Origin of the sequence: Fretibacter rubidus, from assembly GCF_041429785.1 — a bacterium.
Classification (GTDB): domain Bacteria; phylum Pseudomonadota; class Alphaproteobacteria; order Caulobacterales; family Maricaulaceae; genus Fretibacter; species Fretibacter rubidus.
In genome coordinates, this window is record NZ_CP163423.1 from 1,228,207 (window position 1) to 1,247,051 (window position 18,845).

Annotated in this window: 18 protein-coding genes; all 18 read left to right on the forward strand. The window is 51.5% G+C overall.

The genetic code is table 11. The features are described 5' to 3' along the window. The first annotated feature begins 6 nt into the window (after positions 1-6). The 18 genes from AB6B37_RS05855 to AB6B37_RS05940 all read left to right on the forward strand — a co-directional run bounded on the left by AB6B37_RS05855 (position 7) and on the right by AB6B37_RS05940 (position 18,845). A complete protein-coding gene (locus AB6B37_RS05855; protein ID WP_371398419.1) occupies positions 7-576 on the forward strand; it encodes an NADH-quinone oxidoreductase subunit B family protein in 570 nt (189 codons plus the stop codon). Positions 577-579: 3 nt separating this feature from the next. After that, the gene (locus AB6B37_RS05860) at positions 580-1,188 is read left to right on the forward strand and encodes an NADH-quinone oxidoreductase subunit C (protein WP_371397957.1); all 609 of its coding nucleotides are present in this window, start codon (positions 580-582) and stop codon (positions 1,186-1,188) included. Next, complete coding sequence (locus tag AB6B37_RS05865; protein WP_371397958.1) at positions 1,188-2,060, forward strand: hypothetical protein; 873 nt, start codon at positions 1,188-1,190, stop codon at positions 2,058-2,060. Before AB6B37_RS05860 ends, AB6B37_RS05865 begins: the two co-directional genes overlap by 1 nt. Continuing rightward, positions 2,060-3,256 carry an NADH-quinone oxidoreductase subunit D gene (locus tag AB6B37_RS05870; protein WP_371397959.1) on the forward strand — a complete coding sequence of 399 codons (1,197 nt, stop codon included), beginning with the start codon at positions 2,060-2,062 and terminating at the stop codon, positions 3,254-3,256. Before AB6B37_RS05865 ends, AB6B37_RS05870 begins: the two co-directional genes overlap by 1 nt. A gap of 8 nt (positions 3,257-3,264) precedes the next feature. Then, positions 3,265-3,456 (forward strand): hypothetical protein, encoded by a 192-nt coding sequence (locus AB6B37_RS05875; RefSeq protein WP_371397960.1) that lies wholly within the window; start codon positions 3,265-3,267, stop codon positions 3,454-3,456. Further along, positions 3,453-4,523, forward strand: a complete 1,071-nt coding sequence (nuoE, locus tag AB6B37_RS05880; protein ID WP_371397961.1) for an NADH-quinone oxidoreductase subunit NuoE — start codon at positions 3,453-3,455, stop codon at positions 4,521-4,523. The genes AB6B37_RS05875 and nuoE overlap by 4 nt, the downstream gene beginning before the upstream one ends. Continuing rightward, complete coding sequence (gene nuoF / locus AB6B37_RS05885; RefSeq protein WP_371397962.1) at positions 4,523-5,845, forward strand: NADH-quinone oxidoreductase subunit NuoF; 1,323 nt, start codon at positions 4,523-4,525, stop codon at positions 5,843-5,845. Before nuoE ends, nuoF begins: the two co-directional genes overlap by 1 nt. A gap of 3 nt (positions 5,846-5,848) precedes the next feature. Beyond that, complete coding sequence (gene nuoG / locus AB6B37_RS05890) at positions 5,849-7,957, forward strand: NADH-quinone oxidoreductase subunit NuoG (RefSeq protein ID WP_371397963.1); 2,109 nt, start codon at positions 5,849-5,851, stop codon at positions 7,955-7,957. Beyond that, positions 7,957-9,060: an NADH-quinone oxidoreductase subunit NuoH gene (gene nuoH / locus AB6B37_RS05895; protein ID WP_371397964.1), complete on the forward strand. Its 1,104-nt coding sequence runs from the start codon at positions 7,957-7,959 to the stop codon at positions 9,058-9,060. Before nuoG ends, nuoH begins: the two co-directional genes overlap by 1 nt. 8 nt (positions 9,061-9,068) lie before the next feature. After that, on the forward strand, positions 9,069-9,557 hold the full coding sequence (gene nuoI, locus AB6B37_RS05900; RefSeq protein WP_371397965.1) for an NADH-quinone oxidoreductase subunit NuoI: 489 nt from the start codon (positions 9,069-9,071) through the stop codon (positions 9,555-9,557). An 88-nt stretch (positions 9,558-9,645) separates the two neighbouring features. Next, positions 9,646-10,191, forward strand: coding sequence for an NADH-quinone oxidoreductase subunit J (locus tag AB6B37_RS05905; RefSeq protein ID WP_371398420.1), 546 nt, complete (start codon positions 9,646-9,648; stop codon positions 10,189-10,191). Continuing rightward, on the forward strand, positions 10,191-10,517 hold the full coding sequence (gene nuoK / locus AB6B37_RS05910) for an NADH-quinone oxidoreductase subunit NuoK (RefSeq protein WP_371397966.1): 327 nt from the start codon (positions 10,191-10,193) through the stop codon (positions 10,515-10,517). Before AB6B37_RS05905 ends, nuoK begins: the two co-directional genes overlap by 1 nt. 11 nt (positions 10,518-10,528) lie before the next feature. After that, positions 10,529-12,574 carry an NADH-quinone oxidoreductase subunit L gene (gene nuoL, locus AB6B37_RS05915; RefSeq protein ID WP_371397967.1) on the forward strand — a complete coding sequence of 682 codons (2,046 nt, stop codon included), beginning with the start codon at positions 10,529-10,531 and terminating at the stop codon, positions 12,572-12,574. A gap of 2 nt (positions 12,575-12,576) precedes the next feature. Next, positions 12,577-14,124: an NADH-quinone oxidoreductase subunit M gene (locus AB6B37_RS05920; RefSeq protein ID WP_371397968.1), complete on the forward strand. Its 1,548-nt coding sequence runs from the start codon at positions 12,577-12,579 to the stop codon at positions 14,122-14,124. A gap of 2 nt (positions 14,125-14,126) precedes the next feature. Then, positions 14,127-15,560, forward strand: a complete 1,434-nt coding sequence (nuoN, locus tag AB6B37_RS05925) for an NADH-quinone oxidoreductase subunit NuoN (protein WP_371397969.1) — start codon at positions 14,127-14,129, stop codon at positions 15,558-15,560. Between the two features lie 3 nt (positions 15,561-15,563). Beyond that, entirely contained in the window at positions 15,564-16,322 is a 759-nt protein-coding gene (locus AB6B37_RS05930) for a biotin--[acetyl-CoA-carboxylase] ligase (protein WP_371397970.1), read from the forward strand. Positions 16,323-16,324: 2 nt separating this feature from the next. Further along, positions 16,325-17,098 (forward strand): type III pantothenate kinase, encoded by a 774-nt coding sequence (locus tag AB6B37_RS05935; protein WP_371397971.1) that lies wholly within the window; start codon positions 16,325-16,327, stop codon positions 17,096-17,098. A 64-nt stretch (positions 17,099-17,162) separates the two neighbouring features. Beyond that, entirely contained in the window at positions 17,163-18,845 is a 1,683-nt protein-coding gene (locus tag AB6B37_RS05940) for a ribonuclease J (RefSeq protein WP_371397972.1), read from the forward strand.

Genomic DNA, 18,845 nt, shown 5'->3' on the forward strand with positions numbered 1-18,845 from the left:
ATCATTATGCCAAACGACCCTGAATTTGCGGCTGGCGCTGCTGCGCGCGACTTGGGCACACCTGCTTATGATCCGAAAAAACACGACCCGTATTTTGACGGTCTATCCGATCAACTGGCCGATAAAGGGTTTATCACGGCGGCGTCCGATGATCTGATCACGTGGGCGCGCACAGGTAGCTTGATGTGGATGACATTCGGTCTGGCCTGCTGCGCTGTTGAAATGATGCAAGCCTCTATGCCGCGTTACGATGTGGAACGCTTTGGGTTTGCACCGCGTGCTAGCCCCCGCCAGTCGGACGTGATGATTGTTGCGGGTACGCTGACCAATAAAATGGCCCCTGCGCTGCGTAAGGTTTATGACCAAATGCCTAACCCGCGATACGTGATTTCAATGGGTAGCTGCGCCAATGGCGGTGGTTATTACCATTATTCATACGCCGTGGTGCGGGGTTGTGACCGTATTGTGCCCGTGGATATTTATGTCCCTGGTTGCCCTCCGACAGCTGAAGCGCTGGTCTACGGTATTTTGCAGCTCCAAAAGAAAATTCGCCGCGAAGGCAATATTGAAAGATAGATCATGCAAGATTTGAAAGATCATATCATCGATAGCCTCGGCGACGCCGTCAATTCTGTCGATATCCATGACTTTGGCAACAAAGGCGAAGAGATCACAGTGAATGCCCGCCGTGCAGAGATCGTGAAAGTCATTAGCTTTTTGCGCGATGACCCGGTCTGTCGTTTTGCGGCCTTGATGGACATTGCAGGCGCAGATTATCCTGCTCGCGACCGCCGCTTTGATGTGGTCTATCACATGCTATCCATGCAGCATAACCGCCGCATCCGCGTGAAAATCACAACAGATACAGCCGTCCCCGTCCCGAGCCTAACCGCGCTTTACCCCAATGCTGATTGGTATGAACGCGAAGCTTTCGACATGTACGGGATTAGCTTTGATGGTCATCCAGATCTGCGCCGTATCCTGACTGATTACGGTTTTGAAGGCTATCCACTGCGCAAAGACTTCCCGCTGACGGGCTTTGTCGAAGTGCGCTATGATGACGAGCGTAAACAGGTCGTCTATGAGCCTGTAAACCTACCGCAAGAATATCGCAGCTTTGATTTCATGTCCCCATGGGAAGGCGCGAAATACGTCCTGCCGGGTGATGAGAAAGCGGAGGAGGCTTAATGCGTTTGGCCCGCACATTGACGGCATTATCCTTGTTGTGCGTTGCGGCCTTTGTCACTGCGCCTATGGCGGCTGCGCAAGCGTCACCCTATAGCATGACGCCTGAACAGATTGCTGCGATGATGCCAAGCAAATCTGAGATGCGTCAAGGCTTGGTCGAAGCGGGTATGACGCCAGCGCAAATTGAACAAATTCTAAGCGGTATGGATTTTCCAAATGAGGCCTCTAATGCGGCTCCAGTTGCGAACGGCCTGACAAAAACGATGCAACAGCCCTGTGATGACGTGAATGACAACGACATTTGCGATAATGAAGAGGGCGACCCAGCGGTTTCGGCCTGTCGGACAAAATATTTGAATGTCGTCACTAAATATTCCGAGGATTTATATCGCGGCTCGCTCGGCAAGACCCCTGTTCGGGTTGCGCAAACATGTTCAATGGCGGCGGTTGGCGGCACAATGTATTATGGTCAAAAACCGGGTAGCGCGTCCGCAAGCAGTAGTCCTGCGTGGTATCACAATATGGATGATTTGATGTCTATTGCGGCCTATTGGGATCAGATTATGGCCTATGCTAATTATCTTGATGACGGCTACGGTGCAGAAGAGGTCGTCGATAATATGTCTGACGCAGAACTTGAGCGTCGGATTTCTCAATTCCCACCAGATTTGCAACGCATGATGCGTGGCCATGTGGAAGGGTCTGGGGCGTCCTTCCGTAACATCGCTTTGCCTGTTCATAATAAATGCGAAGTTATTCGTCGCCGCGTTGGCAGCGCTTTTCGCCAAAATGTGCTTGACTATAGTGTCTGTACGACTGTTGTGCCCGATGCCGCAATTGCGGATTTTGAGGGTGAAGAGGGTTTGAAATAATGACCAAACATGAAGCTATACTCGAAGGTGATGACCGCAATTTCACCATTAATTTCGGTCCGCAGCACCCTGCGGCTCACGGCGTGTTGCGTCTTGTGCTGGAGTTGGAAGGCGAGATTGTCGAGCGCGTTGACCCGCATATAGGTCTGTTGCACCGCGGTACAGAAAAGCTAATCGAGCATAAGACCTATCTGCAAGCCATGCCGTATTTTGACCGCCTTGACTATGTGGCGCCGATGAACCAAGAGCATGCGTTTTGCCTCGCAATAGAAAAGCTTGCGGGCATTGAAGTGCCGCGCCGCGCGAGCTTTATCCGCGTTATATACTCCGAAATTGGCCGTATTCTCAGCCATATGCTCAATATCACGACTCAGGCGATGGATGTTGGCGCGCTGACCCCGCCTGTCTGGGGATTTGAAGAGCGCGAAAAATTAATGGTGTTTTATGAACGCGCATCAGGCTCGCGTATGCACGCAGCGTATTTCCGTCCTGGGGGTGTTCACCAAGACCTGCCGCCAAAGCTGGTCGATGATTTGCTTCTATGGTGCGAGCAGTTCCCGCAAAAGCTTAAGGATATTGAGACGCTGCTGACGGGTAACCGTATTTTTAAACAGCGCAACGTCGATATTGGTGTGGTGTCGAAGCAAGACTGCTATGATTGGGGCTTTTCCGGCATTATGGTGCGCGGGTCCGGCATTCCGTGGGACCTTCGCCGTAACCAGCCCTATGAAGTGTATTCAGAACTCGATTTTAAAATCCCGCTGGGTAAGAACGGTGACTGTTTTGACCGCTACCTCTGCCGCGTTGATGAGATGTATGAATCTGTTAAAATCATGAAGCAGTGCCTGGAGATGATGCCGGCCGGCCCCGTCATGAGCACGAATAACAAAATCACGCCGCCCCGCCGCGCCGAAATGAAGCAAAGCATGGAAGCGCTTATCCATCATTTTAAGCTTTATACCGAAGGTTTCCACGTGCCAGCGGGCGAAGTTTATACTTGTGTCGAAGCGCCAAAGGGCGAGTTTGGTGTTTATCTGGTCGCGGACGGTACGAATAAGCCTTACCGCTGTAAAATTCGCGCGCCAGGGTTCCCGCATTTGGCAGCCATGGATTATTTGAACAAGGGCCATATGTTGGCTGATGTCTCCGCGATTTTAGGCTCGCTCGACATCGTGTTTGGGGAGATTGACCGATGAGTAATCCTATGAAGAAAACATATTCTGACTATCTTGGTTTGGGTTATGAGGTCGTTTCGGCTTATTTTGCTGATGGATACCATTTTCAGGTTTTGCAATCCAAAGAGGACGTTGTCATTGCGCATATGCCGCACGGCAAAATCATGGCTGACGGCTTTTTGATGGACTCAGATGTCCAAATCACAAGGGTTATGAAATGAGTGCACGCCGCTTAGCTATTCGCCAACCTGATGAGTTCACCCTCTCGGCTGCTGCGAAAAAAGAAATCAACATGTGGGTGAAGAAATTCCCCAAGGGTCGTGAGCGCTCAGCCCTCATCCCTGCGCTTTGGATTGCGCAAAAGGATGCAGGCGGCTGGCTGCCTGAGCCTGCCTTGCGCTTGCTCGGCGAAATGCTCGATATGGCCTATATCCGCGTCTATGAGGTCGCGACGTTTTACACGATGTATAATTTGGAGCCTGTGGGCACGCATTATGTGCAGCTTTGCGGGACAACACCGTGCTGGCTGCGTGGTTCGGATGATTTGATTGCAATGCTAAAGCGTAAGATTGGGCCGCAGCGGTCAATTTCCGACGACGGCAAGCTGTCATGGTTAGAGGTCGAATGCCTTGGATCATGCGCGAATGCGCCTATGGTTCAAATCTCTAACGCAGATGGGGATCATTATTACGAAGACCTGACGGCCGAGAGTTTGGAAGCCGTGCTGGACGATTTGGTAGCGGGTAGAACACCAAAGCCGGGATCGCAATCTGGTCGTCATACAAGTGAGCCTGCTGGTGGTGCACTCGCGCTGACGACAGAAAAGCTATCGCAAGCGCGCGGGAAGCTGAAAAAGCTACCCAACGCCGGTAAAAAGGTCGCGATTACTGAACATGCGGCTGATCCAAAAGGCGTTCGCGCGACATCGTCGGGACGTAAAAATACGCCAAAGACGCTCACACCCCCAAAGCCTGTGAAAAATCCAAAGCCGTCTGCGCGTAAACCGGTTTCAAAGCCGCAGGTTATTTACACGGACGGGCCAACGGACGGAACGCCCGATGATTTAAAGAAAATCAAAGGCGTCGGCCCGAAGTTTGAAAAAGACCTCAACTCCAAAGGCATTTACTATTTCCGCCAAATCGGCGCGTGGAAAGTGGCTGATGTGAAAATGGTCGAAGACCTTATCGACTCTATTCCTGGGCGTATCAAACGCGATGAATGGGTTAAACAAGCCAAAGTGCTCGCGAAAGCAGCCACTAAAGCTAGCAAAACGAAAGTGAAGGCGTAATGGCAGAGCTTTTACAAGATAAAGACCGGATATTCCAAAACCTTTATGGCCTGAAAGATTGGGGCCTTAAGGGGGCGCAGGAACGCGGCGCGTGGCAGGGCACAGCGGCGATGCTGGCCCAAGGCAAAGACTGGTTGATTGATCAGACAAAATCATCGGGTCTTCGGGGTCGTGGCGGTGCGGGTTTCCCAACGGGCCTGAAATGGTCATTCATGCCTAAAGAAGTCGGTAATCGCCCGCATTATCTCGTCGTCAATGCGGATGAATCGGAGCCCGGTAGCTGTAAAGACCGTGATATTTTGCGCCATGATCCGCATCTGCTGATTGAGGGCTGTTTGGTCGCGTCGTTCGCGATGCAGGCTCATGCTTGCTATATCTATGTGCGCGGCGAATATATTCTGGAACGCAACCGTTTGCAGGCCGCGATTGATGAAGCCTATGCAGCGGGTCTTGTGGGTAAAAACGCCTGTGGCTCTGGCTGGGATTTTGATATTTACATGCACCACGGGGCAGGCGCCTATATTTGCGGCGAAGAAACCGCACTGCTCGAAAGCTTAGAGGGTAAAAAGGGACAACCGCGCCTCAAGCCGCCATTCCCAGCGGGTGCGGGCCTCTACGGTTGCCCAACAACGGTAAACAATGTGGAATCCATTGCCGTTGTGCCGACAATCCTGCGCCGCGGCGTGGAGTGGTGGACACAATTTGGTCGCGACAATAACAAAGGCACAAAGGTTTTCTCAATCTCGGGCCACGTCAATACGCCCTGTAACATCGAAGAGAGCCTGTCGATCCCGATGAAAACCCTTATCGAGGAATATGCTGGCGGCGTTCGCGGTGGTTGGGATAACCTTAAATGCGTTATTCCTGGCGGCTCATCCGTGCCACTTTTGCCGAAAGAGATTTGCGACACGGTTTTGATGGATTTTGACGCGCTGCGCGAACATCAATCGGGCCTCGGCACGGCAGCAATGATTGTCATGGATAAGTCCACGGATGTGGTCAAAGCCATCGCGCGGCTGTCTTATTTTTATAAGCATGAGAGCTGCGGTCAATGCACACCCTGCCGCGAAGGTACAGGTTGGATGTGGCGCGTGATGGAACGCATGGTGCGCGGCGAAGCCGACACGTCAGAGATTGATATGCTTCTATCTGTGACGAAACAGGTCGAAGGTCATACCATCTGCGCGCTCGGTGATGCGGCGGCATGGCCTATCCAAGGCCTTATCCGTCACTACCGCCACGAAATTGAAGACCGCATTGACAATTACCGTGCGGGCAAGCCCGTCTTTGTGCCTGATGTGGCATCAATGGCGGCGGAGTAGATCATGTCAGACCTAAGAAAAGTAAATATCGACGGTATCGAATTGGATGTGCCCGGGGATTTGACCCTGATGCAGGCCTGCGAGGAAGCGGGCGCGGAAATTCCGCGTTTTTGTTACCATGAACGCCTGTCCGTGGCGGGTAACTGCCGTATGTGCCTTGTCGAATGGGTGGGTGCGCCAAAGCCGCAGGCGTCCTGTGCGCTTCAAGTCAAAGACCTTCGTCCGAACCGTGACGGTACACCGCCCAATATCCGCACGAATAGTGAAACAGTGAAAAAAGCACGCGAAGGCGTGATGGAGTTCCTGCTGATTAATCACCCGCTAGATTGCCCAATCTGTGACCAAGGCGGTGAATGTGATCTGCAAGATCAAGCTATGGCTTACGGCCGTGACGGATCGCGCTTTGAGGAAAACAAACGCGCAGTCGATGATAAATTCATGGGACCGCTGGTCAAAACGGTGATGACGCGCTGTATTCAATGCACCCGTTGCGTTCGGTTTATCACTGAAGTCGCTGGTGTTGAGGAAATTGGCCTTGCTGCGCGCGGTGAGGACGCTGAGATTACGACTTATCTTGAAAAATCACTCACGTCTGAAATGTCAGGCAATGTAATTGATTTGTGTCCCGTCGGTGCGCTGACATCAAAGCCTTACGCTTTTAACGCGCGCCCGTGGGAGTTAGAGCACGTTAATTCTGTCGATGTTATGGATGCGGTGGGCTCAAACATTCGGGTTGATAGCCGCGCAGGTGCAGTGCTGCGTATCCTGCCGATTATCAATGACGCGGTGAATGAAGAATGGATTTCTGATAAGACACGGTTTGTGTGGGACGGCCTTGCGCGTCAACGCCTAGACCGCCCATTTGTGCGTAAAAACGGCAAGCTTGCCGCTGTGGGGTGGGATGAGGCCTTGGCCGTTGTCGCAGAACGCTTGAGCGGTGACGCTAGCAAAATCGCCGCAGTTGCGGGTGATTTATGCGACGCGGAAAGCCTAAAAGCGCTAAAAGACTTGATGGATAGCCTTGGCGTCAAAAACATCGATTGTCGCCAAGACGGCTCGACGATTGGGACTGGGGAGCGCAGTTCATATCTGTTTAATTCGACCATTGCGGGGATTGAAGACGCTGACGCTGTCTTGATTATCGGGTCTGATACCCGTCTAGAGGCGCCGCTGATTAACACGCGCATCCGCAAAGCGTGGAACGCGGGCAGTTTGGATGTCGCCATGATTGGCGAGGCCGTTGATCTGACATATCCTTATGAACATATCGGCACAAAGCCATCTGATATTGACGATTTGACTAACTCCACCAAAGGCTTTGCGCGGAAATTGAAATCTGCAAAGCGTCCGATGATTATTATCGGCCAAGGCGCGTTGTCGCGCAAAGACGGGCCGCAAGTTTTGCGGGCTTGCGCGAAACTTGCAGAAAAATTCGGCATGGTCAGTGCGGGTTGGAATGGATTCAACGTGCTACATGATGCGGCGTCGCGCGTTGCGGGCCTCGATATGGGCTTTCTTCCAGGTGAGGGCGGCCTTGGCACGACAGAGATTTTAGACGCTGCCAAATCGGGTGCGCTTGATACGGTGTTCTTGCTAGGCGCTGATGAGCTTGACACATCAGCCTTGAAAGACACATTCGTTATTTATCAAGGTAGCCACGGCGATGCGGGGGCACATGTTGCCGACGTTATCCTGCCTGCCGCTGCCTACACTGAAAAAAGCGGGCTATATGTCAACACCGAAGGCCGCGTACAAATGGGTCTCGCGGCCGTTGCGCCAAAGGGCGATGCCAAAGAAGATTGGGCGATTATTCGCGCGCTATCGGGTCATCTGAACCGCGTGCTACCCTATGACAATCTTGATGCCCTGCGTGAATTGTTATTCGCGCAACATCCAAGCTTTGCAGGCCTGGATTACGCGCCAGGTGACGACGCGGTGCCTGCGCTTGATTTGAAATCCGTTGGTGAGGCAGGCCACATGTTGGCTGCACCATTTGTGAACCCAATCGATGATTTTTATATGACGAACCCAATTGCGCGGGCGTCAGAAGTGATGGCGGAGTGCTCGGCCGTCAAACGCGCCGATGACGGCGTCAAAGAGGCGGCAGAATAATGACGCAAGCGATTGAAATAACAAATATTTTTGCCGCCAGTACGTTTTGGGGTGACCTGTCGCCTTTGGCGTGGTTTGGCTGGAAGTTTGCGCAAGTCTTGATGTTTGTGCTGACCCTGGCGCTGCTTGTGGCGGCGCTTGTGTTGGCGGACCGTAAGATTTGGGCAGCGGTGCAAATGCGCCGCGGGCCGAATGTCGTGGGGGCGTTTGGTCTACTGCAAACCATTGCCGATGCCTTGAAATTTTTCTTCAAAGAGATTGTCGTTCCCGCAGGATCTGATCGGTTTCTCTTTATCCTTGCGCCTGTCCTGACGCTTGTTATGGCGTTCCTCGCTTGGGCGGTTATTCCTGTCGCGCCGGGGTGGGTCATCTCTGACATTAATATCGGTATTCTTTACGTCCTAGCGATTAGTTCCATGGGCGTTTACGGCATTATTATTGGAGGCTGGGCGTCTAATTCCAAATATCCATTTATGGGCGCACTTCGCTCTGCCGCGCAAATGGTGTCTTATGAAGTTTCCATCGGGTTTATTATTCTGACCGTTATCTTCCTCAGCGGCTCTATGAACTTAACAGACATTGTAAACGCACAATCAGGTGGCATGTGGAATTGGAATATGTTCCTTTTAAACCCAACATCGCCGCTGAAACTCGTGCTGTTTCCTGTGATGTTTTACATGGGCATTATGTTCTTTATCTCTGCTTTGGCAGAGAGCAACCGACCACCCTTTGACCTTCCCGAAGCGGAATCAGAGTTGGTCGCGGGTTATCAGGTTGAGTATTCATCCACGCCGTTTTTGATGTTCTTCTTTGGCGAATATGTGAACATCATGTTGCTGTGCTCTATGATGACAATTCTGTTCTTGGGCGGATGGCACGCCCCCGTTGATTTTGGCTGGGACAACCCAATCATTCCGCCGTTTATCTGGTTCTTTTTAAAGACTGCGTTTTTGTTCTTTATGTTTGCCATGGTGAAGGCGATTGTACCCCGTTACCGTTATGACCAATTGATGCGTCTGGGGTGGAAAGTCTTCCTGCCAACGTCTCTCGCAGCTGTTATTTTTGTGTCGACATATGTCGTCTTTCTTGGCGACAAGTTCTAGGATCCATCATGGAACGTATTAAACAAATCATTCGCGGCGCTTTGCTTTTGGAATTTGTCTCTGCCTTTTGGCTGGCAATGAAGTATTTCTTTGCGCCCAAGGTCACGATTAACTACCCGTTTGAAAAAGGCCCGCTATCACCGCGTTTTCGCGGGGAACATGCGCTGCGTCGTTATCCATCCGGCGAAGAACGCTGCATTGCGTGCAAGCTTTGCGAAGCCATTTGCCCCGCCCAAGCCATTACCATTGAGGCTGAACCGCGCGAAGACGGTTCACGCCGCACAACGCGTTATGATATCGACATGGTCAAATGTATTTATTGCGGGTTCTGCCAAGAGGCCTGTCCCGTTGACGCCATTGTTGAGGGGCCGAATTTTGAATTTGCCACCGAAACGCGCGAAGAGCTTTATTATGATAAAGATAAGCTGCTGGCGAATGGTGATCGGTGGGAGCGAGAAATCGCGAAAAATCTAGCCATTGACGCGCCTTACCGCTAAAGAGCGGCCAAGTTAAAGGGGACCTCGAGTCGTGATTGTTACTATTGCTTTTTATATCCTGGCCTTTGTTGCCGTTGCGGCGGCTTTCATGGTCGTCGCGGCGCGCAACCCTGTGCATTCTGTTATGTTTTTGATCCTGACGTTCTTTAGCGCAGCGGGCTTGTTCCTTCTTATGGGCGCAGAGTTTCTCGCGTTGTTATTGGTTATGGTTTACGTTGGTGCGGTTGCGGTCTTATTCCTGTTCGTGGTTATGATGCTGGACGTTGATTTCGTCGAAATGAAACAAGGCTTCTTGCAGTATTTACCGATTGGTGCGCTGGTCGCGCTTGTCCTGCTGATACAAATGATTTTCGTGGGCGCGGTTTATGTGACAGGTGACAATAGCCAAGCGCTGGCCGAAAACACAACGGGCCGCACAAATCTCGAGCAATTTGCCGATGTTCTTTACACACAATATGGGGGCTTCTTTGAAGCTGCGGGTCTCGTTCTTTTGGTCGCTATGATTGGTGCTATTACGCTGACACTGCGCGACCGTGACGGTGTCCGTAAACAAGACGCTAACGCTCAAATGGCGCGAACGCGTGAGCAAGGTGTTGAGCTTGTGGACATTGAGCCAGGGCAGGGGATCAAGTAATGGTTATCGGTCTTTCACATTACCTTGTCGTTGCGGCGATGTTATTCACCATTGGTGTTTTCGGCATTTTCGTAAACCGTAAAAACGTCATTATTATATTGATGTGCGTCGAGCTTATCTTGCTAGCGGTGAATATCAATTTTGTTGCGTTTTCAACGCATATGGCCGCGATACCGGGCAATGACCCCATAGCGGGGCAAATTTTCGCATTGTTTATCTTGACCGTTGCGGCCGCAGAAGCCGCCGTTGGATTAGCAATCCTTGTGGTATATTTCCGTAACCGTGGAAATATCGCCGTTGAACATATCGATTTGATGAAGGGCTAGGGACCACCACCATGTTATTCCAAACGATAGTCTTTGCGCCCCTGATCGGCGCAATCATTGCTGGCGTGTTTGGCCGCAAGATTGGCGAAAAACCGTCCATGATTGCGTCCACGGCGCTGTTATTCCTATCCGCCGCTTTGTCTTGGGTCGCCCTGATTAAAGTAGGTTTTGGCCACCATACGGACACGGTCGAGATTATGCGCTGGATGGATGTTGGTGGACTGAAGGCCAATTGGGCGCTTAAAATTGATACGCTGACGGCTGTTATGCTCGTGGTCGTGACATCTGTGTCATCGCTCGTGCATCTTTATAGCTGGGGCTATATGAGCGACGATCCGTCCAAGCCGCGTTTCTTCTCTTATCTATCGCTCTTTACCTTTGCGATGCTGATGCTCGTGACTGCGGATAACTTCATCCAGTTATTCTTTGGTTGGGAAGGCGTGGGGCTTGCGTCATATCTACTGATCGGGTTCTGGTACAAAAAACCAAGCGCCAATGCCGCCGCAATTAAAGCTTTCGTGACCAACCGTGTTGGTGACGTCGGCCTTGCGCTAGGCATCATGACCATATTCTTAGTCTTTGGCTCTGTAAATTTCGACACTGTGTTCGAGCAATTAAAAGACAATAAAGAGATTATCCTGCCGTTCCTCGGCCTAGAGGTGAACGCAATTGAATTAATTGCTTTCCTTCTGTTTATCGGCGCAATGGGGAAATCGGCGCAGTTCGTTTTACACGTCTGGCTGCCCGATGCGATGGAAGGCCCGACCCCTGTGTCGGCCCTTATTCACGCGGCGACCATGGTGACGGCGGGCGTATTCCTTGTCTGTCGCGCTTACCCAATTTATGAGCTCGCGCCCGTGACCTCAGGTCTCATCACGGTTGTCGGGGCTTTCACGGCCTTATTTGCGGCAACAGTTGGTCTCGTGCAAAATGATATTAAGCGCGTAATTGCTTATTCCACCTGTTCGCAGCTTGGTTATATGTTTTTTGCCGCTGGCGTGGGCGCGTATAACGCGGCGATGTTCCACCTTTTCACTCACGCCTTTTTCAAGGCACTGCTGTTCCTGGGGGCAGGCTCTGTCATTCATGCGCTGCATCACGAACAAGATATGCGTAAAATGGGTGGGACCTATAAAGTTATTCCAGTAACTTACGTAGCTATGATTATTGGCACACTGGCGCTCACGGGTGTTGGTATCCCATTACTCGGTTGGGGTTTCGCAGGATTTTTCTCTAAGGACGCGATTATCGAGGCGGCCTATGCAGCGGGTGCTGCGGGCGGTAACGGTGCGGCGGTCTTTGCCTTCTGGGCCGGCGTTGTCGCCGCTCTGATGACGAGCTTTTATAGCTGGCGTCTTATCTTTATGACATTTCACGGCAAATACCGCGGTGACAAGCATACGATTGATCACGCCCATGAAAGCCCGCAAGTCATGTTAATCCCGCTTTATGCGCTGTCTTTCGGTGCCGTGTTTGCGGGGGCTTATTTCTACGGCAAGTTTATGGGCTATGACGCGGTCGCGTTTTGGAATGGCGCATTGCCCGGCGGTTATGGATCTGAACCCCACGCAGGCTTGCTGGCCGCTGATAATTTATATGCGGCCGCGGACACAGGCACAGCGTCAGACGCGGGTCACGGCGGCGGACACAAATATCCGGTTTGGGTGCTGGTGCTGCCTGTCTTGGTGTCCGCCTTTGGGTTTATCATTGCATGGTTCATGTATATGCGCGGCGAGGGCGCGGCCAAACATATCCGCAATGTCGAAGAGACAGGAGGCGGCGTGCTTTACCGTTTCCTTCTCAATAAGTGGTATATTGACGAGCTTTATGATGCGACGATTGTGCGGGCCACACGCTGGCTTGGGGATGTATTCTGGAAAATCGGCGACCAAAAAATAATTGACGGGCTCGGTCCGAATGGTGTGGCCGCTTTTGCAGCAGGTGCAGCGAAGCGCGTCTCAAAGCTCCAGACAGGGTATGTCTATCACGCGGCGTTCGTCATGTTGCTCGGTGTGGCGTTGATCATCGCCCTCGTCTTTAGAACAGTGGGAGGCTAGCCATGTTTGAAGGTTTGCCAATTCTATCCCTGATTACGTTCATCCCATTATTGGGTGCGTTGATTTTAATGGGCGTATCTTATTTCTCCCGTTCGGAACAAGCCAAAGCACAAATTGCGCTTAACGCCCCTTGGGTCGCGTTGATCATTTCGGGCGTTGTCTTTGTGCTGTCTTTACTGCTGGTCATGTCCTTTGACAGATCAACGGCCGATTTTCAATTTTATGAAGACGCGGCCTGGCTGGGCGGCGGTATATCTTACCGCATGGGCGTGGACGGGATTTCCGTTCTCTTTATCCTACTGACTGCGTTTTTAACACCGCTTTGTATTCTTGCCAGCGCGACATCCATCAAAGACCGTATGCTGGAATATATGGTCGCGTTTCTCATCTTGGAAACACTGATGATTGGCGTGTTCTGCGCTATGGATCTTGTCCTGTTTTACCTCTTCTTTGAAGCTGTGCTCATACCGATGTATATCATCATTGGCGTTTGGGGCGGGAAGAACCGCGTTTATGCGTCGTATAAATTCTTCCTATACACGCTGCTTGGCTCTGTGCTGATGCTCGCAGCCATCTTCTGGATTTATAACTACAGCGGCCAAGTGCTGGGCGAACCAACAACCGATATGCGTGTGTTGATGACAGAGGTCAAAATACCGGGCGGCGTACAAAACCTCCTGTGGCTGGCGTTCTTTGCCTCATTTGCTGTGAAGATGCCGATGTGGCCCGTTCATACATGGTTGCCCGACGCCCACGTCGAAGCACCGACAGGTGGCTCTGTTATCCTTGCGGGTATCTTGCTAAAACTCGGTGGTTACGGCTTGCTGCGGTTCTCGCTGCCGCTCTTCCCAGAGGCGTCACTGAGCTTCGCGCCGCTCGTGTTTTGGATGTCCATTATTGCTATTGTCTACACATCGCTCGTCGCCTACCGCCAGAATGATATGAAAAAGCTGATTGCTTACTCATCAGTGGCCCATATGGGGTTTGTGACCATGGGTATTTTCGCGATGAATGTGCAGGGCTTGCAAGGCGCGATCTTCCAAATGCTCAGCCACGGGCTTATCTCTGGCGCGCTGTTTTTCTGTGTGGGTGTGATTTATGACCGGATGCACACACGCGAAATCTCGTTTTACGGTGGTATTGTCAAATATATGCCGGTTTATGCGACGTTCTTCTTGTTCTTTACGATGGCCAATGTCGGCTTGCCGGGGACGTCTGGCTTTATCGGTGAAATCCTAACCATGATTGGGGCCTATCAAGTTAATCCGTGGATTGCCTTTGGTGCCGCACTGGGCATGATTTTATCGGCTGTCTATGCGCTGCATCTTTACCGCGAAGTCGTGTTTGGCGAGGTGACTAATGATAAGCTTGACGGCATTGCTGATATGACCCGCCGAGAGATTATTGTGATTGCGCCGCTGGCGGTGTTCACCCTCATCTTGGGTGTGTATCCGTCCTTGATTACCGATATTACGGCGGTTTCAGTTGATAACCTTATTGCAAATTTAGAGAGCGCGACAGCCGTCGCCTCAACCGTTGGGGGACAATAGTCATGTGGGAAAAGATTATCTTCTTTTTGCCAGAACTTATCTTGGCGGTGACGGCCTCTAACCTCTTATTGTTTGGCGTATCGGGCGGCCAAAAGCGCACAGACTTGGTGCGTTACATTGGTATTCTTGCGCTTCTAGCTTTTGCGTTTTCCAGTTTCTTCCTCGGTATGCCTGTAGGCACCGCCTTTCATGATGCGCTGATTGTTGATAATTACGGCCATTACGCGAAGCTGATATTAGGCCTTGCTGCGGCGACGGCTTTGATTTTTGCGCGGCCTTATTTGCTGTCTGAAAAGCTTGATAAATACGAATATACCGTGCTGTTGCTCTATGCCGTTTTGGGGATGAGCATTATGGTTTCAGCCAATAACCTGCTCGCCATTTACATTGGTATCGAGCTGCAAGCGCTGGCGCTTTACATCATGGCCGCATGGAACCGTGATAGCTTACGCGCATCAGAGGCGGGGCTTAAATATTTCGTGCTGGGTGCACTGTCATCGGGTTTGCTGCTTTACGGCCTATCCATGGTTTACGGATTTACAGGTTCGCTTGATTTTGACCGCATTGCTACTGTAATTGAAGACGGCGCTTCGCCCGGCTTGATTGCGGGCATGGTCTTTATGCTGTGTGGTTTAGGCTTTAAAATTTCTGCTGCGCCGTTCCACATGTGGACGCCCGATGTTTATGAGGGATCACCAACGCCCGTGACGGGTTTCTTTGCGGGTGCGCCAAAGTTTGCAGCGATGATATTAATCGGCCGTGTGCTGGTGGGGCCGTTCGGCGGTATTGAAGATCAATGGCAGCAAGTGATTGTTGTCTTCGCCGTGCTGTCTATGTTTGTCGGTGCCATCGGGGCCTTGGCGCAAACCAATATCAAACGCCTGATGGCTTATTCGTCTATTGCCAATATGGGCTATGCCCTTGTTCCTTTGGCCGCGGGCGGTGAAGCGGGTATTCGCGGTATGCTGATTTTCATGTCGATTTACATCATTACGACGGTTGGTATCTTTGCCTGTATCCTGCAAATGCGTATCCGTAATGGCATGGTTGAACAGATCAGCGATCTGGCTGGCTTATCGAAATCCAATTCGGGCCTCGCGATTATCCTGACAATCCTTATGTTCTCCCTGGCGGGTATACCGCCGCTGCTGGGTTTCTTTGGTAAATGGTATGCTTTCTCGACAGCCGCTGATGCAGGACTTCTATGGCTTGTTGTGTTGGCGCTAATCGCCTCTGTTATTGGTGCGTTCTATTACCTGCGTATTATCAAAAATATGTGGGGCGATGATGTGGTCAATGAATTTGTCGAAGCCCCACGCAGCTTACGTTTCATCACTTTGGCCTCGGCTCTGCTGATCCTGCCTCTGATGATTTTGCCGTTCTCGGCCCAAGGCGCGCTTGGATTAATTTCAACCGCTGCGGCCAGCTTGTTCTAGCGCTTGCGATTTATTCATAAGAGTAAGACGGCATCAACCAATCTTGATGCCCACGCCCTTGCCAAAGCGGGTGATTTAGGTCCGCTTTGGGTACGCGCGGATGTTCAAAGTGCCGGTAAGGGCCGAATGGGACGGCAGTGGGTCTCGAAATCCGGCAACCTTTATGCGTCTGGATTATTTCCCATAGATGATACACCCTTAGCGTTGGTCGCGCAGCTAAGCTTCGCGGCTAGCCTTGCGATTTCAGATACCGTTGCCGTCTATGCGCCGGATGCGGATATCACCTTGAAATGGCCCAATGACGTCCTTGTGGGCGGTGCGAAAATTTCAGGCATTTTGCTTGAAACAGGGCAGAGCCCATCGGGTGGTTACGTCATTGTCGGCATAGGTTTGAATGTAGAACATCATCCAGATACGACCCTATATCCCGCGACACATTTGCTTGCTCATATGAGCGCTGACGCGCTATCAAGCCACGAACCCCTCTATACAGGGCTAGAGGCAGTCCTAGCGACATTATCTGCACGGTTTGAGGTTTGGCGCGGACGTCACGCGAAAGACGGTTTTGCTCCCTTGAGAGAGGCTTGGTTATCGCGCGCCCACGGTATTGGGCAAGTCGCCACCATTGACGGTAAGCCGGTGATAATCAAAGGGCTCGGCGAAAATGGTGAGTTGCAGGTAAGCCGTGACAATGGCACGATAGACGAAATCTTTGCGGGCGATGTCTTCTTTGCCCAATCCGAGATTAAGCAGAAAGGCTGACTATGTTGCTAGCAATCGATAGCGGGAACACCAATACGCTGTTCGCCATACATGACGGCACAGATTGGGTCGTTGAATGGCGCATCGCAACAGACGCCACGCGGACTGCGGATGAATATTCTGTTTGGTTTTTTCAACTGCTCGCTATGCGCGGATTGTCGTTTAAAGACATCAAGCGCTGCGTGATTTCCACCGTTGTGCCGCAAGCCCTGTTCAATTTACGTAATCTAACGCGGCGTCATTTGGCAGTTGAGCCTATTATTATTGGCGATCCAGATGTTGAGGTTGGTATTGGCGTTGATATTGATAACCCTAAACAAGTGGGCGCAGACCGCCTGGTCACCGCCCTTGGCGCCGTGCTGACATATCCTGGCAACCTTATTATTATTGATAGCGGCACAGCGACCACCTTTGACGTTGTTTCCAAAGACCGCGTCTTTGAAGGCGGCATCATATCACCGGGTATCAATCTATCCGTGAAAGCGCTGCACGAGGCGGCTGCGCAATTGCCGCGTATTGCTATCCAGAGACCAGAGCGCGTTGTCGGTAAAGACACAATCTCGGCGATGCAGTCGGGGATTTTCTGGGGCTATATAGGTCTTATTGACGGCCTTGTGAATAAAATCAAAGAAGAAGACGGTCGCGATTTCACGGTCATTGGCACGGGCGGTGTTGCGTCTTTGTTTGAAGGGGCATCGGATACAATTGATGTTTATGATCAAAACCTGACAATCAACGGCCTGTTGGAAATATCACGGATAAACAAACATTTATAAGACGTCACGCGTAATCATGTTAACGGGCGTCACGTGATTACAATAAAACAATAAAAGAAAATTTATGTCAAAAAATCAAGACGAGCTCGTATTTCTTCCCCTCGGTGGGAGTGGTGAAATTGGCATGAATTTGAACTTGTTTGGGTTCGGTCCTGCCCATAACCGCAAGTGGCTTATCATTGATATTGGCGTCACTTTTGGCGGCCCTGATACGCCGGGCGTTGATATCATCATGCCAGATACGCAATTTATCGAAGATAATGTTGATGACTTGCTGGGCATTGTTTTGACCCATGCGCATGAAGATCATATGGGCGCGCTGGCCCGTCTTTGGCCGCGCCTAAAATGCCCTGTCTGGGCCACGCCTTTTACCATGTATTTGGTCAAAGACCGCCTGTCCGAAGTTGGATTATTGGGCGAGGTCGAACTTCACGAAGTGCCGTTGAAATCCCGCTTTTCAATCGGTGATTTTGATTTGGAACTGGTCAGCCTGACCCATTCTATTCCTGAACCCAATGCGGTGGCCATTCGTACGCCGCTTGGCATGATACTCCATACTGGGGATTGGAAGATTGATCATGATCCGCAGATTGGCGACCCTGTAGACGCCAAAGCCCTGACGGCGCTGGGGGATGAGGGGATACGCGCGATGATTTGCGACAGTACCAATGTCTTTACCCCTGGCTATGCAGGGTCCGAGGCAGGCGTGCGCAAAGAACTGACTAAGTTAATTGGGGAATTTCCGGGCCAAGCCGTAGCTGTGGCATCGTTCGCGTCTAATGTCGCGCGGCTCGAATCTGTGATGATGGCGGCGCGCGAAAATGACCGCTCTGTCTGTCTTATTGGGCGGTCTATGCACCGTATGGTCGGTGCGGCTAAGGCTGTTGGGCTGCTGGATGGTGTCGGGCACTTGCTGGATGAAGAAGAAGCGGTCTCTATGCCGCAGGGCCATGTGCTTTATTTATGTACGGGTAGCCAAGGCGAGCCTCGCGCAGCGCTGTCGCGGATTGCGAACGGCAGCCACCGTCACTTGAAACTGTCCAAAGGCGACGTGGTTATCTTTAGCTCCAAGATTATTCCCGGCAATGAAAAAGGTATTTTCGCTCTGCAAAATGCGTTGGCGGACGAGGGCATTGATATTGTCACAGAGAAAGACCGTGATATCCATGTGTCCGGCCACCCGTGCCGGGGCGAGCTAAGCCAGATGTATGAATGGGCGCGACCCGAAATTGCGATACCTGTGCATGGTGAACGTCGGCACCTTTTGGAACATGCGAAGCTCGCGCGTACATTAGGCGTGAAAAAAGCGCTCGCGCCGCATAACGGAGAAATGATCAAGCTTGCGCCTGGTGGGCCAGAGATTGTGGATATTGTGCCAAATGGTCGCCTGCATCAGGACGGCAATGTTATCGTATCCTCGGCTGATGAGGGCCTGCGGAAACGCCTGAAAATGGCCTATGCTGGGCAGGTTGCGATTAGCCTTGTGTTTAATAGCAAAGGTCAAATTATCTCTGGACCAGACCCACGTATTGATGGATTTCCAGAAGGCCCCCATGGTGACCACCTGGAGGCAATGATGGATGATGTGGCAGACGCAGCAGAAGATGCCTATATGTCATTGGGGCGCAATGGTCGCCTTGATGAAGACATTGTCGAGGACCGTATTCGGTCCAAAGTGCGCAAATTGATAAAGACCCATACGGGTAAACGCCCTGTCGTGAATGTCATCGCGCATAAGGTGAAATAG

Bases quoted from the DNA above. Each gene is read 5' to 3' on its own strand.
- AB6B37_RS05855 (WP_371398419.1), top strand. From the start codon at position 7: ATGCCAAACGACCCTGAATTTGCGGCTGGCGCTGCTGCGCGCGACTTG.
- AB6B37_RS05860 (WP_371397957.1), top strand. From the start codon at position 580: ATGCAAGATTTGAAAGATCATATCATCGATAGCCTCGGCGACGCCGTC.
- AB6B37_RS05865 (WP_371397958.1), top strand. From the start codon at position 1,188: ATGCGTTTGGCCCGCACATTGACGGCATTATCCTTGTTGTGCGTTGCG.
- AB6B37_RS05870 (WP_371397959.1), top strand. From the start codon at position 2,060: ATGACCAAACATGAAGCTATACTCGAAGGTGATGACCGCAATTTCACC.
- AB6B37_RS05875 (WP_371397960.1), top strand. From the start codon at position 3,265: ATGAAGAAAACATATTCTGACTATCTTGGTTTGGGTTATGAGGTCGTT.
- nuoE (WP_371397961.1), top strand. From the start codon at position 3,453: ATGAGTGCACGCCGCTTAGCTATTCGCCAACCTGATGAGTTCACCCTC.
- nuoF (WP_371397962.1), top strand. From the start codon at position 4,523: ATGGCAGAGCTTTTACAAGATAAAGACCGGATATTCCAAAACCTTTAT.
- nuoG (WP_371397963.1), top strand. From the start codon at position 5,849: ATGTCAGACCTAAGAAAAGTAAATATCGACGGTATCGAATTGGATGTG.
- nuoH (WP_371397964.1), top strand. From the start codon at position 7,957: ATGACGCAAGCGATTGAAATAACAAATATTTTTGCCGCCAGTACGTTT.
- nuoI (WP_371397965.1), top strand. From the start codon at position 9,069: ATGGAACGTATTAAACAAATCATTCGCGGCGCTTTGCTTTTGGAATTT.
- AB6B37_RS05905 (WP_371398420.1), top strand. From the start codon at position 9,646: ATGGTCGTCGCGGCGCGCAACCCTGTGCATTCTGTTATGTTTTTGATC.
- nuoK (WP_371397966.1), top strand. From the start codon at position 10,191: ATGGTTATCGGTCTTTCACATTACCTTGTCGTTGCGGCGATGTTATTC.
- nuoL (WP_371397967.1), top strand. From the start codon at position 10,529: ATGTTATTCCAAACGATAGTCTTTGCGCCCCTGATCGGCGCAATCATT.
- AB6B37_RS05920 (WP_371397968.1), top strand. From the start codon at position 12,577: ATGTTTGAAGGTTTGCCAATTCTATCCCTGATTACGTTCATCCCATTA.
- nuoN (WP_371397969.1), top strand. From the start codon at position 14,127: ATGTGGGAAAAGATTATCTTCTTTTTGCCAGAACTTATCTTGGCGGTG.
- AB6B37_RS05935 (WP_371397971.1), top strand. From the start codon at position 16,325: ATGTTGCTAGCAATCGATAGCGGGAACACCAATACGCTGTTCGCCATA.
- AB6B37_RS05940 (WP_371397972.1), top strand. From the start codon at position 17,163: ATGTCAAAAAATCAAGACGAGCTCGTATTTCTTCCCCTCGGTGGGAGT.